The following is a 14,350-nucleotide window of genomic DNA, read 5'->3' on the forward strand; positions in this document are numbered from 1 at the left end:
AGCAGGAAGTAGGTTGAGCACATGTCTGCCGTGCCGTTGATTCTTTTGCTGTCGGGGAGCCTGCGAGCCGACTCCAACAACGAGGCGGTCGTGCGCACCGCGGAGGCCGTGGCGCCGTCAGTGAACGTTCACGCCGTTGTCTACGACGGCCTGGCGGAGCTTCCGTACTTCAACCCCGATGCCGACACCGACCCTCTACCCGCTCCCGTGGCCGCGCTGCGCGCGGCGATCGGCGGGGCGGCCGGGATCCTGATCTGCACGCCGGAGTACGCAGGCACACTGCCGGGCTCGTTCAAGAACCTGCTCGACTGGACGGTCGGCGGAACCGAGATCTGCGACAAGCCGACCGCCTGGATCAACGCGGCCGCCCCGGGCCGCGGCGAGGGCGCTGAGGCCACGCTCCGGGCAGTGCTGGGCTACACCGGCGCCGACATCGTGGAGTCGGCCTGCGCGAAGATCCCGGTGGACCGGAGCACGGTCGGCGAGGCCCGTCAGCAACTGGGCGAGTCGCTGGGCCTGTTGGCGGCTTCCGGGGCGCGGGCCACCGTGCCGGAGCAGGCGTGACTCCTCGCCGGTAGGTCAGGGGCCGTCCGCCGGTCCCGGGCACTCGTCGGCACTGTGGAGCACGACGGCGAGGAGCCCGGGGAAGCGGGCGGCTGACGTACGGAAATCCCGTACGTTCGTACGTTTACGAAGGGGAGTCGTATGTACGGGGCGGTGTCCGACGCGGAGCTGGCGCGATCGCTGGAGGGCGGGTTCGTCAGCCGCCATGCGGAGGTGAACGGGGTCCGCCTCCACTACGTGACGGGGGCCGGGGCGAACCGCTCGTCCTGCTGGGCGGGTGGCCGCAGACCTGGTGGCTGTTCCACAAGGTCATGCCGGCGCTGGCGGAGCACCACCGCGTCATTGCCGTGTACCTGCGCGGCATGGGCGGCTCGGACAAGCCCGACAGCGGTTACGACAAGAAGACCATGGCTCGCGACATCCACGAGCTGGTGCGCCACCTGGGCCACGACAGGGTGAACATCGCCGGTCACGACATCGGCGGGATGGTCGCTCACGCCTTCGCGGCCAACCACCCCGCGAGCACGCGGCGGATCGCCCTGCTGGACATCGCCCATCCCGACGAGCGGTTCAACGCGCACACACTGCTGCCCGTGCCGGGGCGTCAGCAGGTTGCTGGAGACATCAACCGGCGCCCGGCCGGTACCTGTGGTGGTTCGCCTTCAACCAGGTTCCGGGCCTGCCGGAACGCCTGCTCGCCGGCCGCGCCCGCCCTCTGGTCGACTGGATGATCGACTACCTCGCCGAGCAGCCCGGAGCCATCAGTGACCACGACCGGGACGTCTACGCGTACGCCTACTCCACTGATGACGCCGTCCGTGCGGCAGGCGCCTGGTACCGGGCGTTCGGCCAGGACATCGAGGACGAGAAAACGTATGCCCCGGTGGCCGCACCGCTGCTGGCGCTCGGCGGCGGCGAAGGCGGCTACCGGCTGCTGAGCGCGGTGCTGGAGAGGAAGGGCACGGACGTGACGGTACTCAAGGTGCCGGGTAGCGGCCACTACATCCCGGAAGAACAGCCGGAAGCGGTCGCAGGGCATCTGCTGCGATTCTTCGCCTGACCTGTCGGCACACCAAGGAAGGGACCGCGCCGTGCCGCACGTGCTGAACCTATGGCGTCAACAACTGGGAAAGGTGCCCGAGTCGATCTGGCAGCGCACCGAGCTCGAGATACTGATCCTCGCGGACAACGGGCTCACACACCTCCCACCCGAGATCGGACGGCTGCACCGACTGACCACCCTGGACCTCGGCCACAACCATCTCGCCTCGGTGCCCGACGAGCTCGGCGACCTGGCCGACCTCACCGGCTTCCTCTACCTGCACGACAACGCCCTGACCGAAATCCCCGACGCCCTGGGAAACCTGACGAGGCTGCGGTACCTCAACGTCGGCGAAAACAAGCTCACCGCCCTGCCCGCGGCCGTCGGCCGGATGACCGGCCTGATCGAGCTCCGGGCGCAGCACAACCAGCTGACGACGCTGCCAGACAGCATCGGCCGGCTCCGCCGCCTGCGCGAGATCTGGCTCCAGGGCAACGCGATCCGTTGCCTCCCGGCGTCCATGGCCGAGCTCCATGAACTGCGTTGCCTGGAGCTGCGGGAGAACGCTCTGGCCGAACTGCCTCACTCGCTGGCCGAACTGCCCCGACTGCGCCAGCTCGACCTGCGCGGCAACCGCATCACGCGACTGCCTGACTGGGTCGCCGACATGCCCGCGCTGGAGAAGCTGGACCTGCGCTGGAACACCTGCGAGCCCTCCCCGTCGCTGCTGACCGAACTGGAGCGGCGAGGGTGCGTCGTCCTCCTGTAGACCGGCGACAGCTGCAGGCCGAACGTGATCCAGGCACCGCCACGCGGTCGCACGGCGGTCACAACGCTGCCGCGAGACCGTTCAGCCGCAGGCGGGTGGCACCGCGCAGATGGGGAAGGTCGTGCTCGGGTTCGGCGGACCGGGTCAGGAAGGCCGCCTGCTCGGTCCATCGCAGGTGGGTGCCGTCGGTTTCCGGCTCCAGTTCGACGGTCACCAGCGAGCTCCAGCGCGGGACGCCGTCCACGCGAGAGGTGTATGCGTAGACGATCCTCGATCCCGGCACGATGTCGAGATACCGGGACACGTACGCGAGCTGCTCCGGCGCAGCGTCCGGCACAGTGAAGACGCTCGTCGCGGACTCGCCTCCGTGCACCGTGAAGTCGTGGTCGTACGACAACTGCCGGCCCGGCAGCTTGAACCACCGGCGTCGCCTCGGCGTGTCGGCGAAGGCATCGAAGACCGTGCCGGGGGGTGCGGCCAGATGGAATTCAATCGTGAACGTGTCGTGTGCAACGGCATCCTTGCAGGCCATGGTTTCTCTCCTGTGGCATCGCGGTGGATCGGGGGGGCAGACGCCCATGGATGATCTGTATGTAACGTGGGCGCGGCCGCCGCGTTCAAGGGCCCGCGCTCACGCACTTTCATGTCAGCTACGCACATAGAGGGAACAGACGGATGAGCTCTGCGCTGCGTTCCCAGCTGGTGGCTGACGGGGTCACGCCGGAGTGCGCGACGACCATCGAACTCGTACGTGACGTGCTCGCCCGGGTCGGCGACAAGTGGACCATCCTGGTCATCACCACGCTCGCGGACGAACCGCTGCGCTTCACGGCCCTGCACGAGCGGATCGCCGGCATCTCCCAGCGCATGCTGAGCCAGACACTCCGCTCACTCACCCGCGACGGCCTCGTCACGCGCACGGCTTACGCCGAGGTACCGCCTCGGGTCGAGTACGCACTGACCCCGCTGGGCCGATCGCTCGGCGACACCGTCACGCACATGGTGCGCTGGGTCCAGGACCATCAAGCGGAGATCGCCCGTAACCGCGACGGCTTCGACGGCGGCGCGACCGTTCCGAAGTGAGGCAGCGCTGCCACCGCCGCGCCGCTCGACCGTCAGGTACGCGGCGGGTCACGCCGCGCCCCTTCCGCCCCCGCGGCCAGGCCACGCATCAGGCGGTCAACGGCCCCCGCAGGATCCGCCGCCCCGCCTCCCCGTCCCCGCTCCAGACGAACGCCCCGCTGTCGAGGGGCGCCCGGCCCCACAGCATGAGCAGCAACGCTTCGGCCGACGCGGCGAGTTCGGCCACAGGCGCACCAGGGCCGTAGTCCCAGACGGCGCCGGTGTCCGTGGCGGTCAGACGCAGAGCGACCTCGGGTGACCGGGCGCGTCCGCGGGCAATCTGCCTCGGCGCCATCGTGTCGAAGACCTCGGCCACCCCTTCGCCGGCGAGTTCCGCGTCGAGCGGTCGCGGGCTGCCCACCGCGAGCTCGGCGTCCCAGCGGTGAACGAGCGCCTCCAGGCACCGGCGCCGCTGCCAGAAGCCGACGTTATGCGGCGGGTGGAACGTCCACGCGGGAGTGGCCGGATCGGTGTCGAGCACCTCGTACAGGCTCCGCGACGTCTCGTCGAACCACCGCACCAGGGCGGCGCGCTCACCCGGTGCGGCCGGAGGTTCGTAGTCGCCGCGCTTCTCATTGACGGCGACCGCCGCCCAGAGGTTCGAACCGCCCAAGTGCCCTGCGAGTTCCAGCAGCGTCCAATCACCGCAGTGCACGACAGGGGCGGTCAGGTCGCCGTCGAGACAGTCCCGGAAGGCGTCCAGCTCGCTGCGCAGGTGACCGAGAAGCGATGAGGGTTCCATGCGGTGAACCTAGCGGATGTGGTACGAGCGGCCCACCACGTGTTCTGGTAGTGACTATGCGTCGTGGTCATTTCGCAGGGCCTGGATGAGCCAGGGGTACACCGGGATCAGGCTCGGTACTACCTGCCAGCCGTTGACGATCCAAACCAGCCGCCAGTACCGGTCCACCTTGGGATCGTGCGCCTCTTCGAACTGCTGGGCCATCCAGTCCCGGAATTCCGCGTCAGGAGTGCGCGCGAACACCTCGGCGAAGCGGTGTACAAGGTCGCTGATGACGGGTGCGGCCCTGTTGCTGAGCGGGTCGATGCCCGACTCCATGGCCTCGGTCACCTTCTGACGAGTGAACTTCATCAGTTCCTCGCCGGCCTCGCTCTCGATGTCGAGCATGCGCCCGGCGGCCTGGAACATGCCCGTCCGGCGCATCCGGGCCCGGAAGTCCTCGTCGCTGACAAGCTCGGCGAGTTCCACCCACGCGGCGACCTGCTCGCTGGACGGATCATCAGGGAGGTCGGGAGTGGCAGCGCGAACCATGGCCGCCGCGGCTGGGTCGGCATCCACTATTCCGAAGGTGCCATCGATGAAATCGTCGATCAAACGTCGGCGTTCTTCACCGGACAGCTGCGTGAGCCTGTGCATAAGCTTGGTCTCCTCGGGATCGGACCCCCGTCCGGCCACGACTCGCAGAACGCTCCGACGCAAGTGCAGCACACGGATCTGGACGTCCACGGCGTCAGCGTGCGCCGCAGCGACTTCCGCCACCGAGAGCTCGCGGTCCAGTACCCGTTGAATGGTGGCCAGGTCCATGCCCAGCTCGCGCAGTGTGCGGAGGAGCTCCAGACGAAGCAAAGCGTCGAGGTCGTAGAGCCGATAACCGGCGGGACTTCGGGTGGTTGGCGCTACCACCCCCGAATCGGAATAGAACCGGATGGTCCTCACGGGCAAGCCGCTCCGCCGGGAAAGCTCCCCGATCGAGTAGAGGGTCGTAACGTCCATGTCCCCAACTCTGCTGTCTCCAGTCACTGGAGACTCAAGGCTATTCCCAGTTGGGGCCCCGACCCGGGCGTCCGCCGAGTTGCTCCACACGCCTCACCTGGCCTCCTTCGACCGCCAGGACGACGGGCACGCCTTACAGGCACCGGGCGAGCGAGGGCAGCGACATGTGCCACCACTCGCCGGCGGCCCATGGCCACGAGCCCTTGGACTCATTCATCTGGTGGGGAAGCGGTCCGACACCGCCAGCCCCCGCCTGATCGCGAGCCTCGGTTTCGCCCTGCTGACCGCGGGCATCGCCTCCCTGGCAAGGGTGCCGGAGCCATGGACGCCTTCCAGCCAGCCCGTGTTTCCCGTGCGCCCTAGGTGTTGCGGGTCATGACGTTGTTGACGTGGCGTCGGTCAGTGGCTTCGGCGGGTAGGCACGGAGTACCAGTGATGTGGTGACAGGACCGTAGCGCGCGAGAGCGTCAACAACTTCTTCGAGCCGTCCCGCCTGCGGGCAGTGGACGTCGAGGATGAGGCAGTCTTCCCCGGTGATCCTCAGGGTGGAGGCGACCTCAGGTGTCCGGGATGCGAAGTCCAGGGCGCGAGAGAGCTGCGCATGCGTGGTGCGCAGCCGGATGACTGCGTGAATGTTCAGACCAAGTGCCGCAGGGTTGACAACGGCCCGGTAGCCGGTGATGACGCCGCTCTTCTCCAGCCGTTGGATGCGCGCGCTGGCCGCGGGCTGCGAGAGCCCAACGCGGCGCCCCACCTCGGCGCCGGTCAACCGACCATCGCCCTGGAGCAAGGTGAGGATGTCCCGGTCGATCTGGTCGAGTGATTCCATCGTTGTCCGCACCATCTTCTTTGAGATCACTTGCGCCGACACCATCGTTCCGTTGCTTCCAGCAGAATCTGTGCCAGATGCCCCCAGGTTGGTAAGGGCCGACGAATGAAACGGTGGCAGGCAGTGGTCGCGTACGTCATCATCCCCGTTATCGACGGCTCGGACGGGCAGCACTGGCAGACCTTGTGGCAACGGCAGTGGGGCACCTCAGCAGTGAGGATCTCCCCTGCCTGCTGGTCCGACCCCGATCTGGATGACTGGGTCAACGCTGTCCAGTCGGCGTACGAGGGGGCTTCCCGGCAGGACAGCCTCGTTGTGCTGGTGTCCCACAGCCTGGGCTGCTGGGCGGCGTCCACCTGGTTGAACAAGAACCCGTCGAGCCCGGTAGGCGGTGCATTGCTGGTCGCACCGCCCAACCCGCACGGGCCGGCATTCCCCCGCCAGGCCGCCGCGACGTTCATCGAGGTGTCCGCACAACCGTTGCCATGCCCGGCCCTGGTGGTGGGCAGCACCAACGACCCGTACTGCACCCCCGAAGCGGCTGTCGACTTCGCGGCGCGGTGGGAGGCGCGATGGCACCTGGCGGGCGCTTGCGGACACCTCAACTCCGCCAGCGGCCTGGGCCCCTGGCTGCATGGCTGTGAACTCCTGGACTCGCTGACCCGGCAGTGATTACTGACTTCGGCTCTTAGTGGTCCTAACAAAGGCGTTGGACGTGGCGGTGGGTGATGAGGCAGGTGGCGAGGCCGAGGAACGCCTCGTGGATGTCGTCTCAACGACCCAGCGGAAGGTGCCCAGGCCCGTGCCGTGTGGTTGTCCTCGTTCGGCGATGACGGGGCGGATTCCGCGGGCCCAGAGCAGGCGGCGGTACTTGTCGTGGTCGTAGCCGCGGTCTGCGAACAACACGTCAGGGCGCCGCCGTGGCCGGCCGACGACACCGGCCACGGCCGGAACCTTGTCCAGCAGCGGCAGCAGTTGGGTGACGTCGTTGCGGTTGCCGCCGGTCAGCGACACCGCGAGCGGGATGCCCTGTCCGTCGGTGAGGATGTGGTGCTTGCTGCCCGGCCGAGCGCGGTCGACCGGGCTGGGTCCGCTTTTGGGCCCCGCCGGGCCGCCCGGACGTGGGAGGAGTCGATCACCGCCCGCGACCAGTCCAGCTTCTTCGCCGACCGCAACCGCTTCAGCAGCACCAGATGCAGCTTGTCCCACACGCCAGCCTCGTTCCACGCGGCCAGGCGCCGCCAGCAGGGCATGCCCGAGCCGAAGCCCAGCTCCTGCGGCAGGTACTCCCACTGGATGCCGGTGTGCAGCACGAACAGGATCCCGCACAGGGCCTGCCGGTCCGGCACCCGTGGCCGACCATCGACCAGCTTCGGAGCCGGTTCCGGCAGCAACGGCTCGATCAGCGACCACAGTTCATCCGACACGAGCCAAGGCCGCGACTGTCTCTTCCCCACGACCACATTAACGAGCGGACAAGCCGACAGTCACATGATCAACGGCTTTTGTTAGAGCCAGTTAAAGGTGACGTGGGTTCGTCGAGGGTCAGGCCGGTGCCGGCTATGAAACCGTCGAGGGTGTCGGGTCGGTACTGAAGGCGCTTGAGCCGGTTGCGCACGAGGGCTTCGAGCCGGTCCAGGGCGACGACGGCAAGGTTGGCCAGGCTGCGCTTGACGTGTGCCCAGACCCACTCGACGGGATTGAGATCGGGCGAGTAGGCGGGCAGCAGGAACACCGTCAGCCACTCGCGCTCGGCGGTCAGCGCACGCATGGCGTGGGAGATGTGAGTGTTCAGACGGTCCCAGACCAGCACGATCGGTGCCTTGACGAGTTGGTGGACGACGTCGACGAGTGCGATGAAGTCCCGCTCGCCCATGCTGCGGCGTGCGCCTTTGCCCGCTCGGTGGGTGCGCAGCCGGTGGCACAGCCGGGTGCGTGAGCCCGGCCGTATCGCGATCAGCCCGGCCACCGACAAGCGTCCCGAGCGGCGCCCGCTGACGGTCACGACCGGGGTGCGGCCGCGCCGGCCCCAGGTTCGTCCCCGGGGCGGCTTGCGGGTGAACCCTGCTTCGTCCTCGAAGCAGATGTAGCCCCCGCAGGCCGCCCGGGCTCTTTTACCTCCGCCCAGGTCGCCTCCTTCCACGCGGTCACGGCCTGCTCGTCGCGTTCGGCGACCTGGCGTGCGGGGACCTGCGGGCTGAAGCCGAGCCGGTGCATCAGCCGCGTGGCGCCGGAGACGCTGTAGGAGACGTGGAACTTCCTGCCGATCAGCGTGGCCACCCTCGATGCGGTCCACACCTGGTCTTCCACCCAGCCGTGGGCGGCCGGGCCCTCATCGAGGTACGCGGCCAGTTTCTCCAGACAGCGCGGGGACAGCCGGCAACGGGATCCGCTCGGGCCGCGGGAAGTCAGAGCCTCACGACCACCGTCCCGCCACAACTGGTGCCAGGGGTAGGCCGACTTCACGCTCACCCGTAGCCGCCGAGCGACCTCCGACGGCTTGATCTCCTGCTCGAACCACTCGGCCGCCTGCATCCGCACCGACTCCCGGCGCCGACGTCCCGCAGGGGTCAGCCCGCCCCCATCCGCATATCTCACACCGCACGGATACAGCCACCCACCCACACCCATCAGGGGCTTCGCAAAGATTCACCCCGACGAGCCGAAGTCAGTAACTTCCGTGCGCCAGGTCGCAATGCCTCCTGAACCCCTGTCGAAGCGCTGTCTTTGGCGTACGAGGCCGCTGCTTTTCCTGAACCACAACCACGCTCTGCACGACTTGCAAGACAGCAGTTCACGATCAAGGTCCGTGCAGCCTCTTCATTCCAGCAGGCTGCCGTAGTCGCTTGCGGAAGAGGAGGGGACGTTGATGGATACAACAACGGCCGTGATCACCATCGGGTCGGTCATCACCGGCAAGGCATGTGCACTGCTGGGACTCTGGCTACGCCTGCACTGGCGGGCTCGTCGAGAACAGGACCGGCATCAGTACCTTCTCGGTGTCGCCGAGTCGGTAACCGCTGGTGGTCGACTGGAGCTGGACGACCAGCGCGGCAACGGCTACCGCCTGCGGGTGAAGATCAACCTTGCTCCGGTACGGGAGGAGGACCCGGCAGCATGAGCGACCGCCAGCCAGCGGACAGCCCCGACTCCCCCGCGACCGCATCCGCGGGCCCCAGCCCGCTCGAACAACGGCATCAGTTACGGCAGCAGGCGGACGAGGAGTTCTCTGCCTTCTACCGGGAAACCATCCGCCCGCTGGTGGGCTTCCTCATCAATCAGGGCGCAGCCGTGCAGCTGGCTGCAGACATCGCCCAGGACACTATGACCGCCGCCTACCAGCGCTGGCGCGACCTGCGCGTACCGCGGGCATGGGTGTACACGGTGGCCTCCCGCGCGCTGGTCCGCAAGATCGCATCCGCTGCGGAGGAGCCGGTCGATGAGGTGCCGGAGCCGACGGCGCTGCTGGCGCGCCCGGACGCCATCGCCGAGTGGGAGACGAATCACGATGTACTGCCGCTGCTGCGCAGCCTTCCGCCGAGGCAGCGTCAGGTCCTGGCGTGGACCCTGGCCGGCTTCACCCCCACCGACATCGCCGACCACCTCGCCCTGACCTCCGAGACCGTACGCGCCAACCTTAAAAAAGCCCGCCGCACCGCAGCCGCCTACCTCAAGGCACGGGAGGAGGAACAGTGAACCACCACCCGGACCACGACCCCCAAACTCAGGGCGTGGCGCAGTGGCTCGAGCAGCACGACGACATTCTGACCAACGTGCTCGACGGGGCTCTCGACGTCGAAGCCGGCCTGCGCGAGATCCTGCTCCTCTCCCGCCATGACACGGCCGTCGACGACCTCGACAGCATCCTCGACACCGAAGCAGGCCTCGCCACCATCCTGCCCAAAACACCTCAACGGCCACCGATGAGCTTGGACAACGGCCATGGCCTGATGAACAATCAAGGCAGCACTGAGGAATTCCTTCACTCAGTCAGCCCGGCGGAACGGATGGCCCTGCGCAACCGCCCTGACATCAAGGCAGCCATCCAGGCGCTCGCCCGCCACCGCTACTACTCTCTCTCCCGCGAGCCCAACCCCCTGCGCACTCTCGGCACCCTCCTCGAACTCGCTCGCGACCTCGTCCACGCCCTTGACGGTGATCTCGACCGTGCCGGCGAGCTCGGCCGCGCCCGCGACCTCACCGGCGACCTCACCCGCAGCCTCAACCGCGCCCACGTCCGCCCGAGCGACTCCCGAGACCTCGCCCGCAACCTCGCCGACCTTCTCGACATTACTCACGACCGGGACCTCAACTACGATCGCGCCCGCGAGCGCGCCCAGGACCTCACCCGCGTTCTCGGCCGCGCCCACGACCTCAGCCGCAAGCTCACCCGTGGGCGTGACCGCGCCCACGCCCAATCCACTCCCCAGGCCCACGCCCGCGTCATCGTCGTCATCCGTACCAACGAAGTCTGCCGAGCCATCGGCGCGGCCCTCCGCCAGAAGACACCCACCCTCGACAAGGCCTCTGTGCGCACGTTCCTGAACGACTTCACCACAGCCGACCTACGCACCGCCGACCTGGCCGGCATCGACCTCGGCGGCGTGCGCTGGTCGCAGTACACGACGCAATGGCCACTGACCTTGCACGTCGAAAACCTCAAGACCCGCTCGAAGGAGACCCCGCCAGGCAGCGGGACCTGGACCGTCCAGCCGGATACCGCGACCATCCGCGACTTCGCCGACCGAGGATGAATCCAGTCCCCCCAGGGGCGGGCAACCCATCTCGCCCCGCATACACCCGGCAACCTGCTCGGACTGGTCATCGTGGGTGCGCCGGCCAGTCACTGGGGCTACGCCCTGCCCCCTCCGGCGGGCGGGAAGATCGTCTGGGCGCGCGTCATCACGCCCGCACACTGGCGTGCCGTTGCCTGTGCGCGGGCTGCTGCGCCAAATCGTTGACCGGCCGGGGTAACGGTGCGGCGCCGCCGGTTCCCGCGAACCTGCTGGGACGAGTCTCCTTGGCCCATCCGTCCGTGTGAGGACAGCGGCCAGCGGGTGCCGGGGGAACCCGGCATCACACCCATGTTCCCAGCGGACGTCCGCTCCAAGAACTGCGGGAGGAGGCCGCAAGGACTCGGAACTAGGACGTCCCCACATCAGCTCCCTCCCTACGGACAAGGACTCGCCCACGTGGATCTGTGGCCCCATCAAAGAGAAGACATCGATGCGGTGCTTCGCGTTTTGGAACCACCTGCACGAACGCTTGTACCGGAACGGGGGCTACGGGCGCAGGTGATCATGGCGACCGGGTCCGGAAAGACCCTGGTCGCGGTCCGCAGCGCGGAGGAGCTCCACGCGGGCCGTGTGCTGGTGCTGGTGCCCTCGCTGGACCTGCTCGCCCAGACGGAGACCGCGTGGCGCGAGGGCGGCCGCCGGGGCCCGATGATCGAGGTGTCCTCGCTGCGGGGTGAGGAGGTGTCCTTCCCCAACACCACGGACGTGGACGAGCTGGTGGAGTGGACCCGGGGCCTGGACAAGGTGACCGTGTACGCCACGTATGCCAGCCTCGGTCTGGGCACGCTGGAGCGGGCGCACGCTGCGGGTTTGGCGGCTTGGGACCTGATCGTCGTGGACGAGGCCCACCGGGTTTCCGGCACGTCGGCCTGCAGAGCGTCCGAGCCGCGCAGGCACCACCAGATGATCTCCAGAATGCTGCTCTTGCCTCGCAGGTTGTCCGCCGTCACGCCCCACAGGCCGGGTCCCAGGTCCCAAGAGAAGTCCACCGTGCCGGTAGATTTGCCGCTCTTTTCACCGGTGAAGGCCAGGCGCTTAACTAGCAGTTGTCGCGGACGGGGCAGGATGCCGCTCTCGCGCACTCCGTGCCGGGCCAGGATCTCTCCTGCCAGCCCTGCCTCGATACCTGCCCGGCGGGCTACCGTCTCCACAAAGTCGCTCATCGGCCTGCTCCCGCCTTCTGCTCCGTGATCTGCGCAAGCCGCTGCCGCACGCGGTCGGTGATACCGCTGATGCTGGCCTTCCACACCGTGCGCTCGTGCTCCGCCTGCGCGTACTGCAGGGCCTTCAGCTGGCTGCCGCTGCTCTGCCCCGCCACTGCCAGCACGACCGCCGCGCGTTCGTCTTACCAGACCAGGTCCGAGGCAGTGGTCCGCAGCTCCCCCGCTAGGTCGCGGCCAGCGGGCAGCAGGTAGTAGTCCCACCGGTCCACCTTCATCGGTGGCTCCCCCACTGCCACGATGTCAATCAGGCCGTGCGCGTACAAAAGGCCCAATGCATCGTCCAGTGCCTCCCAAGCGCCGAACCGCCAGCGCAGCATCGGATAGCGGGAGATCTCCGGCTCATCTCCCTCCAGAAGGGCACCAGCTCGCTCTAGCGCCCCCGCAGTGTCGTCGACGTTGCCTGCCTCGACCTGGTTGAGCAGCTCATCAGCCAGATAGTCGGGATTCCGCAGCCAAAAATCCAACGCCTGAAGCCGCTTCTGCCCCCGGATCACCGCAACCGCTCCCTGCGGCTCCTGCCCAGCCTGGTCATCGCCGCGCGGCGCGCCGCAGTGATCCAACAGGAAGAGCAGCCGCACCGCGTCCTGTGCGCGCGACGCCCGCCGCACTCCGGAATCCGCCACCCGACTTCCTCCCCCGTGCTGACAACCAAGATCCCACAACTAGCACATGACGACAGCTGTGCGTAACCACTTGAACACCGTCCCTGGACGAGCGCGTCTACTCACAACGGGACACGGCGCTTGGTCCTCGACTAAGCCCATGTCAGCGTCGAACGGTATGGCTGGGCGCTGGTCGCCCTGCTGCTGGTGGTCGGCGTGGAAGGCATCACCGCATGACGTGGTCTTTGCCTGAGCTGATGCTGACAGTGGCCATGGACAGCTCTGCTTTGCCCGCTGGGTGGGCCGCGGAGCCGAAGTGGGACGGTTCTCCAGACGCCTCGCATCTGTCTCAGTAAGCCTGCGAAGCAGGTCGAGGCGTTCGTCTACCTCGGCGACTGTTGTTCGCACGATGGTCGTCGTATGATCCAGCCGTTTGGCCTGATCCGTGACTCCGTCACTTCGAGCCGTAGTAGAGCCGGAGGAACTCCCCCATCGCCGCGTCGACGCCGGCGCGGTCGCCGGTGGCGAGCAGGTCTAGCAGCAGACCGCGAACAGTGGCGAGCCCCAGCCTGGCCCGGTTCCGGGCCACGGCAGGGTCCGCCCCTGCGGCGACCTCGGCGGCCACGAGCGGCTCCAGCCAGTCGTTCACGAGCCCTTCGAGGACCGGGGCGGCCTCGGGGCGGCCCCGCAGCGCTTGCCCGCAGACTTCGAAGAAGAGCCGCTCCTGACCAGCCAGTCGGGGGTCCGCCAGCTGCTGCCAGAGAAGCCGCGCAGCATCGGCGGGCGAGAGACCGGATTCCAGGCGGAGCCGGGACAGCTGATCACGCTGGCGCTGCTCCGACGTCCGGACGATCTCGGCGAGCAGCTGTTCCTTGGAGCCGAAGTAGTGGATCAGCATGCGGTGGCTGACGCCGATCGCGGTGCCCAGGCCGCGCAGGCTCAGGTCCGTGAGGCCGTGTGCCGCGACGTAGTCGACGGCCGCGTTCACCAGGTGAGCGCGTCGGCCCCCGTCCGCGACTGGCGCGCCCTCGCCCTCGGGATGCGAGCCGTCCGTATTCACCACGTCGCGAGCGTACCAATCGGTACATGCCATGTGTACCGTCTGGTACATGAAGTCTGTCACCGTGTCGATCGACGTACAGCAGACGCCTGAGCAGGTCTATGACTTCCTCGACGTCATGGCTCACCACGAGCGATTCACCAACCACTACCTGATCGACTGGCGCTACAGCGGCCCTGGCCGCGGCATCGGTGCGTGCGCCACGGTCACAGCCGCGCTGGGCGGCACCAAGACCGACGTCACCATCGAGGTCGTCAAAGCCGACCCGCCGCGGCGCATCGTCGAGCGGAACATCAGCGCGGCCGGCCGACGCCTGGCCCAGGGCACCTACACCATCGAACCGCAGCGGGCCGGCGGGAGCCACGTGGCGTTCACATACGTTTGGGTGCGCGCCCCGGTCGCCGACCGTCTGCTGGCACCCGTCGTCCGGGCCACGATGCGGCGCGCCAACCGCACGGTCATGCGACGTCTGGCCGCCGAGTTGGCTCGCCATGTGTCCGTTACCGGATCCTGAGGTCGGTACGTGTCGGCTCTTATGCCCGACGCAGGACCTGAGGCCCACGGCGTCCCCGACCGGGCTGGGCCCGGACTACACAGGCCGGCGCTTC

The 14,350-nt window shown here is 68.0% G+C and carries 19 protein-coding genes and 1 pseudogene; 11 read left to right on the top strand and 9 right to left on the bottom strand.

All coding sequences use genetic code 11. The features are described from left to right. The first annotated feature begins 21 nt into the window (after window positions 1–21). The 4 genes from ACZ7L0_RS28735 (at window position 22) to ACZ7L0_RS28750 (ending at window position 2,375) form a co-directional block, all read left to right on the top strand. Entirely contained in the window at window positions 22–564 is a 543-nt protein-coding gene (locus ACZ7L0_RS28735; RefSeq protein WP_471245433.1) for an NADPH-dependent FMN reductase, read from the top strand. A gap of 311 nt (window positions 565–875) precedes the next feature. Then, a complete protein-coding gene (locus ACZ7L0_RS28740) occupies window positions 876–1,295 on the top strand; it encodes an alpha/beta fold hydrolase (protein ID WP_471245434.1) in 420 nt (139 codons plus the stop codon). Further along, window positions 1,292–1,624 (top strand): alpha/beta fold hydrolase, encoded by a 333-nt coding sequence (locus tag ACZ7L0_RS28745; protein WP_471245435.1) that lies wholly within the window; start codon window positions 1,292–1,294, stop codon window positions 1,622–1,624. The genes ACZ7L0_RS28740 and ACZ7L0_RS28745 overlap by 4 nt, the downstream gene beginning before the upstream one ends. A 31-nt stretch (window positions 1,625–1,655) precedes the next feature. After that, on the top strand, window positions 1,656–2,375 hold the full coding sequence (locus ACZ7L0_RS28750) for a leucine-rich repeat domain-containing protein (RefSeq protein WP_471245436.1): 720 nt from the start codon (window positions 1,656–1,658) through the stop codon (window positions 2,373–2,375). 58 nt (window positions 2,376–2,433) lie between these two features. Here ACZ7L0_RS28750 and ACZ7L0_RS28755 read toward each other — a convergent pair whose 3' ends face one another. Continuing rightward, window positions 2,434–2,907: an SRPBCC domain-containing protein gene (locus tag ACZ7L0_RS28755; RefSeq protein ID WP_471245437.1), complete on the bottom strand. Its 474-nt coding sequence runs from the start codon at window positions 2,905–2,907 to the stop codon at window positions 2,434–2,436. Window positions 2,908–3,050: 143 nt separating this feature from the next. Here ACZ7L0_RS28755 and ACZ7L0_RS28760 point away from each other — a divergent pair, with 143 nt between their 5' ends. Then, the gene (locus tag ACZ7L0_RS28760) at window positions 3,051–3,458 is read left to right on the top strand and encodes a winged helix-turn-helix transcriptional regulator (protein WP_471245438.1); all 408 of its coding nucleotides are present in this window, start codon (window positions 3,051–3,053) and stop codon (window positions 3,456–3,458) included. Between the two features lie 88 nt (window positions 3,459–3,546). On the opposite strand, the gene ACZ7L0_RS28765 is transcribed toward ACZ7L0_RS28760, so the two are convergent. From ACZ7L0_RS28765 to ACZ7L0_RS28775, 3 genes are all read right to left on the bottom strand, one after another. Continuing rightward, window positions 3,547–4,239, bottom strand: coding sequence for a maleylpyruvate isomerase family mycothiol-dependent enzyme (locus ACZ7L0_RS28765; protein ID WP_471245439.1), 693 nt, complete (start codon window positions 4,237–4,239; stop codon window positions 3,547–3,549). A gap of 54 nt (window positions 4,240–4,293) precedes the next feature. Continuing rightward, complete coding sequence (locus ACZ7L0_RS28770) at window positions 4,294–5,232, bottom strand: helix-turn-helix domain-containing protein (protein WP_471245440.1); 939 nt, start codon at window positions 5,230–5,232, stop codon at window positions 4,294–4,296. A 373-nt stretch (window positions 5,233–5,605) separates the two neighbouring features. Further along, window positions 5,606–6,061, bottom strand: coding sequence for an Lrp/AsnC family transcriptional regulator (locus tag ACZ7L0_RS28775; RefSeq protein WP_471245441.1), 456 nt, complete (start codon window positions 6,059–6,061; stop codon window positions 5,606–5,608). Between the two features lie 123 nt (window positions 6,062–6,184). Between ACZ7L0_RS28775 and ACZ7L0_RS28780 the strand changes: the two genes are divergently transcribed. Beyond that, entirely contained in the window at window positions 6,185–6,733 is a 549-nt protein-coding gene (locus tag ACZ7L0_RS28780; protein ID WP_471245442.1) for an RBBP9/YdeN family alpha/beta hydrolase, read from the top strand. Between the two features lie 93 nt (window positions 6,734–6,826). Here ACZ7L0_RS28780 and ACZ7L0_RS28785 read toward each other — a convergent pair. Continuing rightward, window positions 6,827–7,518: pseudogene (locus ACZ7L0_RS28785) on the bottom strand (IS5 family transposase); the annotation flags it as partial. Window positions 7,519–7,556: 38 nt separating this feature from the next. Next, a protein-coding gene (locus ACZ7L0_RS28790; RefSeq protein ID WP_471245443.1) for an IS630 family transposase occupies window positions 7,557–8,659 on the bottom strand; the annotation gives its coding sequence in 2 pieces (ribosomal slippage) (window positions 7,557–8,158 and window positions 8,158–8,659; 1,104 coding nt in all). Window positions 8,660–8,930: 271 nt separating this feature from the next. On the opposite strand from ACZ7L0_RS28790, the gene ACZ7L0_RS28795 reads away from it, so the two are divergent. From ACZ7L0_RS28795 to ACZ7L0_RS28810, 4 genes are all read left to right on the top strand, one after another. Next, entirely contained in the window at window positions 8,931–9,182 is a 252-nt protein-coding gene (locus tag ACZ7L0_RS28795) for a hypothetical protein (protein ID WP_471245444.1), read from the top strand. Then, window positions 9,179–9,757, top strand: coding sequence for an RNA polymerase sigma factor (locus ACZ7L0_RS28800; RefSeq protein WP_471245445.1), 579 nt, complete (start codon window positions 9,179–9,181; stop codon window positions 9,755–9,757). The genes ACZ7L0_RS28795 and ACZ7L0_RS28800 overlap by 4 nt, the downstream gene beginning before the upstream one ends. A 35-nt stretch (window positions 9,758–9,792) precedes the next feature. Further along, a complete protein-coding gene (locus tag ACZ7L0_RS28805; RefSeq protein WP_471245446.1) occupies window positions 9,793–10,815 on the top strand; it encodes a hypothetical protein in 1,023 nt (340 codons plus the stop codon). 330 nt (window positions 10,816–11,145) lie between these two features. After that, window positions 11,146–12,048 carry a DEAD/DEAH box helicase family protein gene (locus ACZ7L0_RS28810; protein WP_471245447.1) on the top strand — a complete coding sequence of 301 codons (903 nt, stop codon included), beginning with the start codon at window positions 11,146–11,148 and terminating at the stop codon, window positions 12,046–12,048. Here the strand turns inward: ACZ7L0_RS28810 and ACZ7L0_RS28815 are convergent. From ACZ7L0_RS28815 to ACZ7L0_RS28825, 3 genes are all read right to left on the bottom strand, one after another. After that, a complete protein-coding gene (locus tag ACZ7L0_RS28815; protein WP_471245448.1) occupies window positions 12,017–12,184 on the bottom strand; it encodes a hypothetical protein in 168 nt (55 codons plus the stop codon). The two genes, ACZ7L0_RS28810 and ACZ7L0_RS28815, sit on opposite strands and share 32 nt — an antisense overlap. 18 nt (window positions 12,185–12,202) lie before the next feature. Continuing rightward, on the bottom strand, window positions 12,203–12,703 hold the full coding sequence (locus ACZ7L0_RS28820; RefSeq protein ID WP_471245449.1) for a hypothetical protein: 501 nt from the start codon (window positions 12,701–12,703) through the stop codon (window positions 12,203–12,205). 433 nt (window positions 12,704–13,136) lie between these two features. Further along, window positions 13,137–13,745 (bottom strand): TetR/AcrR family transcriptional regulator, encoded by a 609-nt coding sequence (locus ACZ7L0_RS28825; RefSeq protein WP_471245450.1) that lies wholly within the window; start codon window positions 13,743–13,745, stop codon window positions 13,137–13,139. A 46-nt stretch (window positions 13,746–13,791) separates the two neighbouring features. On the opposite strand from ACZ7L0_RS28825, the gene ACZ7L0_RS28830 reads away from it, so the two are divergent. Then, window positions 13,792–14,256, top strand: a complete 465-nt coding sequence (locus ACZ7L0_RS28830) for an SRPBCC family protein (RefSeq protein ID WP_471245451.1) — start codon at window positions 13,792–13,794, stop codon at window positions 14,254–14,256. Window positions 14,257–14,350: the final 94 nt, after the last annotated feature.

Source organism: Streptomyces sp. NPDC039424 (assembly GCF_055639495.1).

Bases quoted from the DNA above. Each gene is read 5' to 3' on its own strand.
- ACZ7L0_RS28765 (WP_471245439.1), bottom strand. From the start codon at position 4,239: ATGGAACCCTCATCGCTTCTCGGTCACCTGCGCAGCGAGCTGGACGCC.
- ACZ7L0_RS28760 (WP_471245438.1), top strand. From the start codon at position 3,051: ATGAGCTCTGCGCTGCGTTCCCAGCTGGTGGCTGACGGGGTCACGCCG.
- ACZ7L0_RS28770 (WP_471245440.1), bottom strand. From the start codon at position 5,232: ATGGACGTTACGACCCTCTACTCGATCGGGGAGCTTTCCCGGCGGAGC.
- ACZ7L0_RS28735 (WP_471245433.1), top strand. From the start codon at position 22: ATGTCTGCCGTGCCGTTGATTCTTTTGCTGTCGGGGAGCCTGCGAGCC.
- ACZ7L0_RS28775 (WP_471245441.1), bottom strand. From the start codon at position 6,061: ATGGAATCACTCGACCAGATCGACCGGGACATCCTCACCTTGCTCCAG.
- ACZ7L0_RS28830 (WP_471245451.1), top strand. From the start codon at position 13,792: ATGAAGTCTGTCACCGTGTCGATCGACGTACAGCAGACGCCTGAGCAG.
- ACZ7L0_RS28755 (WP_471245437.1), bottom strand. From the start codon at position 2,907: ATGGCCTGCAAGGATGCCGTTGCACACGACACGTTCACGATTGAATTC.
- ACZ7L0_RS28795 (WP_471245444.1), top strand. From the start codon at position 8,931: ATGGATACAACAACGGCCGTGATCACCATCGGGTCGGTCATCACCGGC.
- ACZ7L0_RS28810 (WP_471245447.1), top strand. From the start codon at position 11,146: ATGTTCCCAGCGGACGTCCGCTCCAAGAACTGCGGGAGGAGGCCGCAA.
- ACZ7L0_RS28745 (WP_471245435.1), top strand. From the start codon at position 1,292: ATGATCGACTACCTCGCCGAGCAGCCCGGAGCCATCAGTGACCACGAC.
- ACZ7L0_RS28740 (WP_471245434.1), top strand. From the start codon at position 876: ATGCCGGCGCTGGCGGAGCACCACCGCGTCATTGCCGTGTACCTGCGC.
- ACZ7L0_RS28800 (WP_471245445.1), top strand. From the start codon at position 9,179: ATGAGCGACCGCCAGCCAGCGGACAGCCCCGACTCCCCCGCGACCGCA.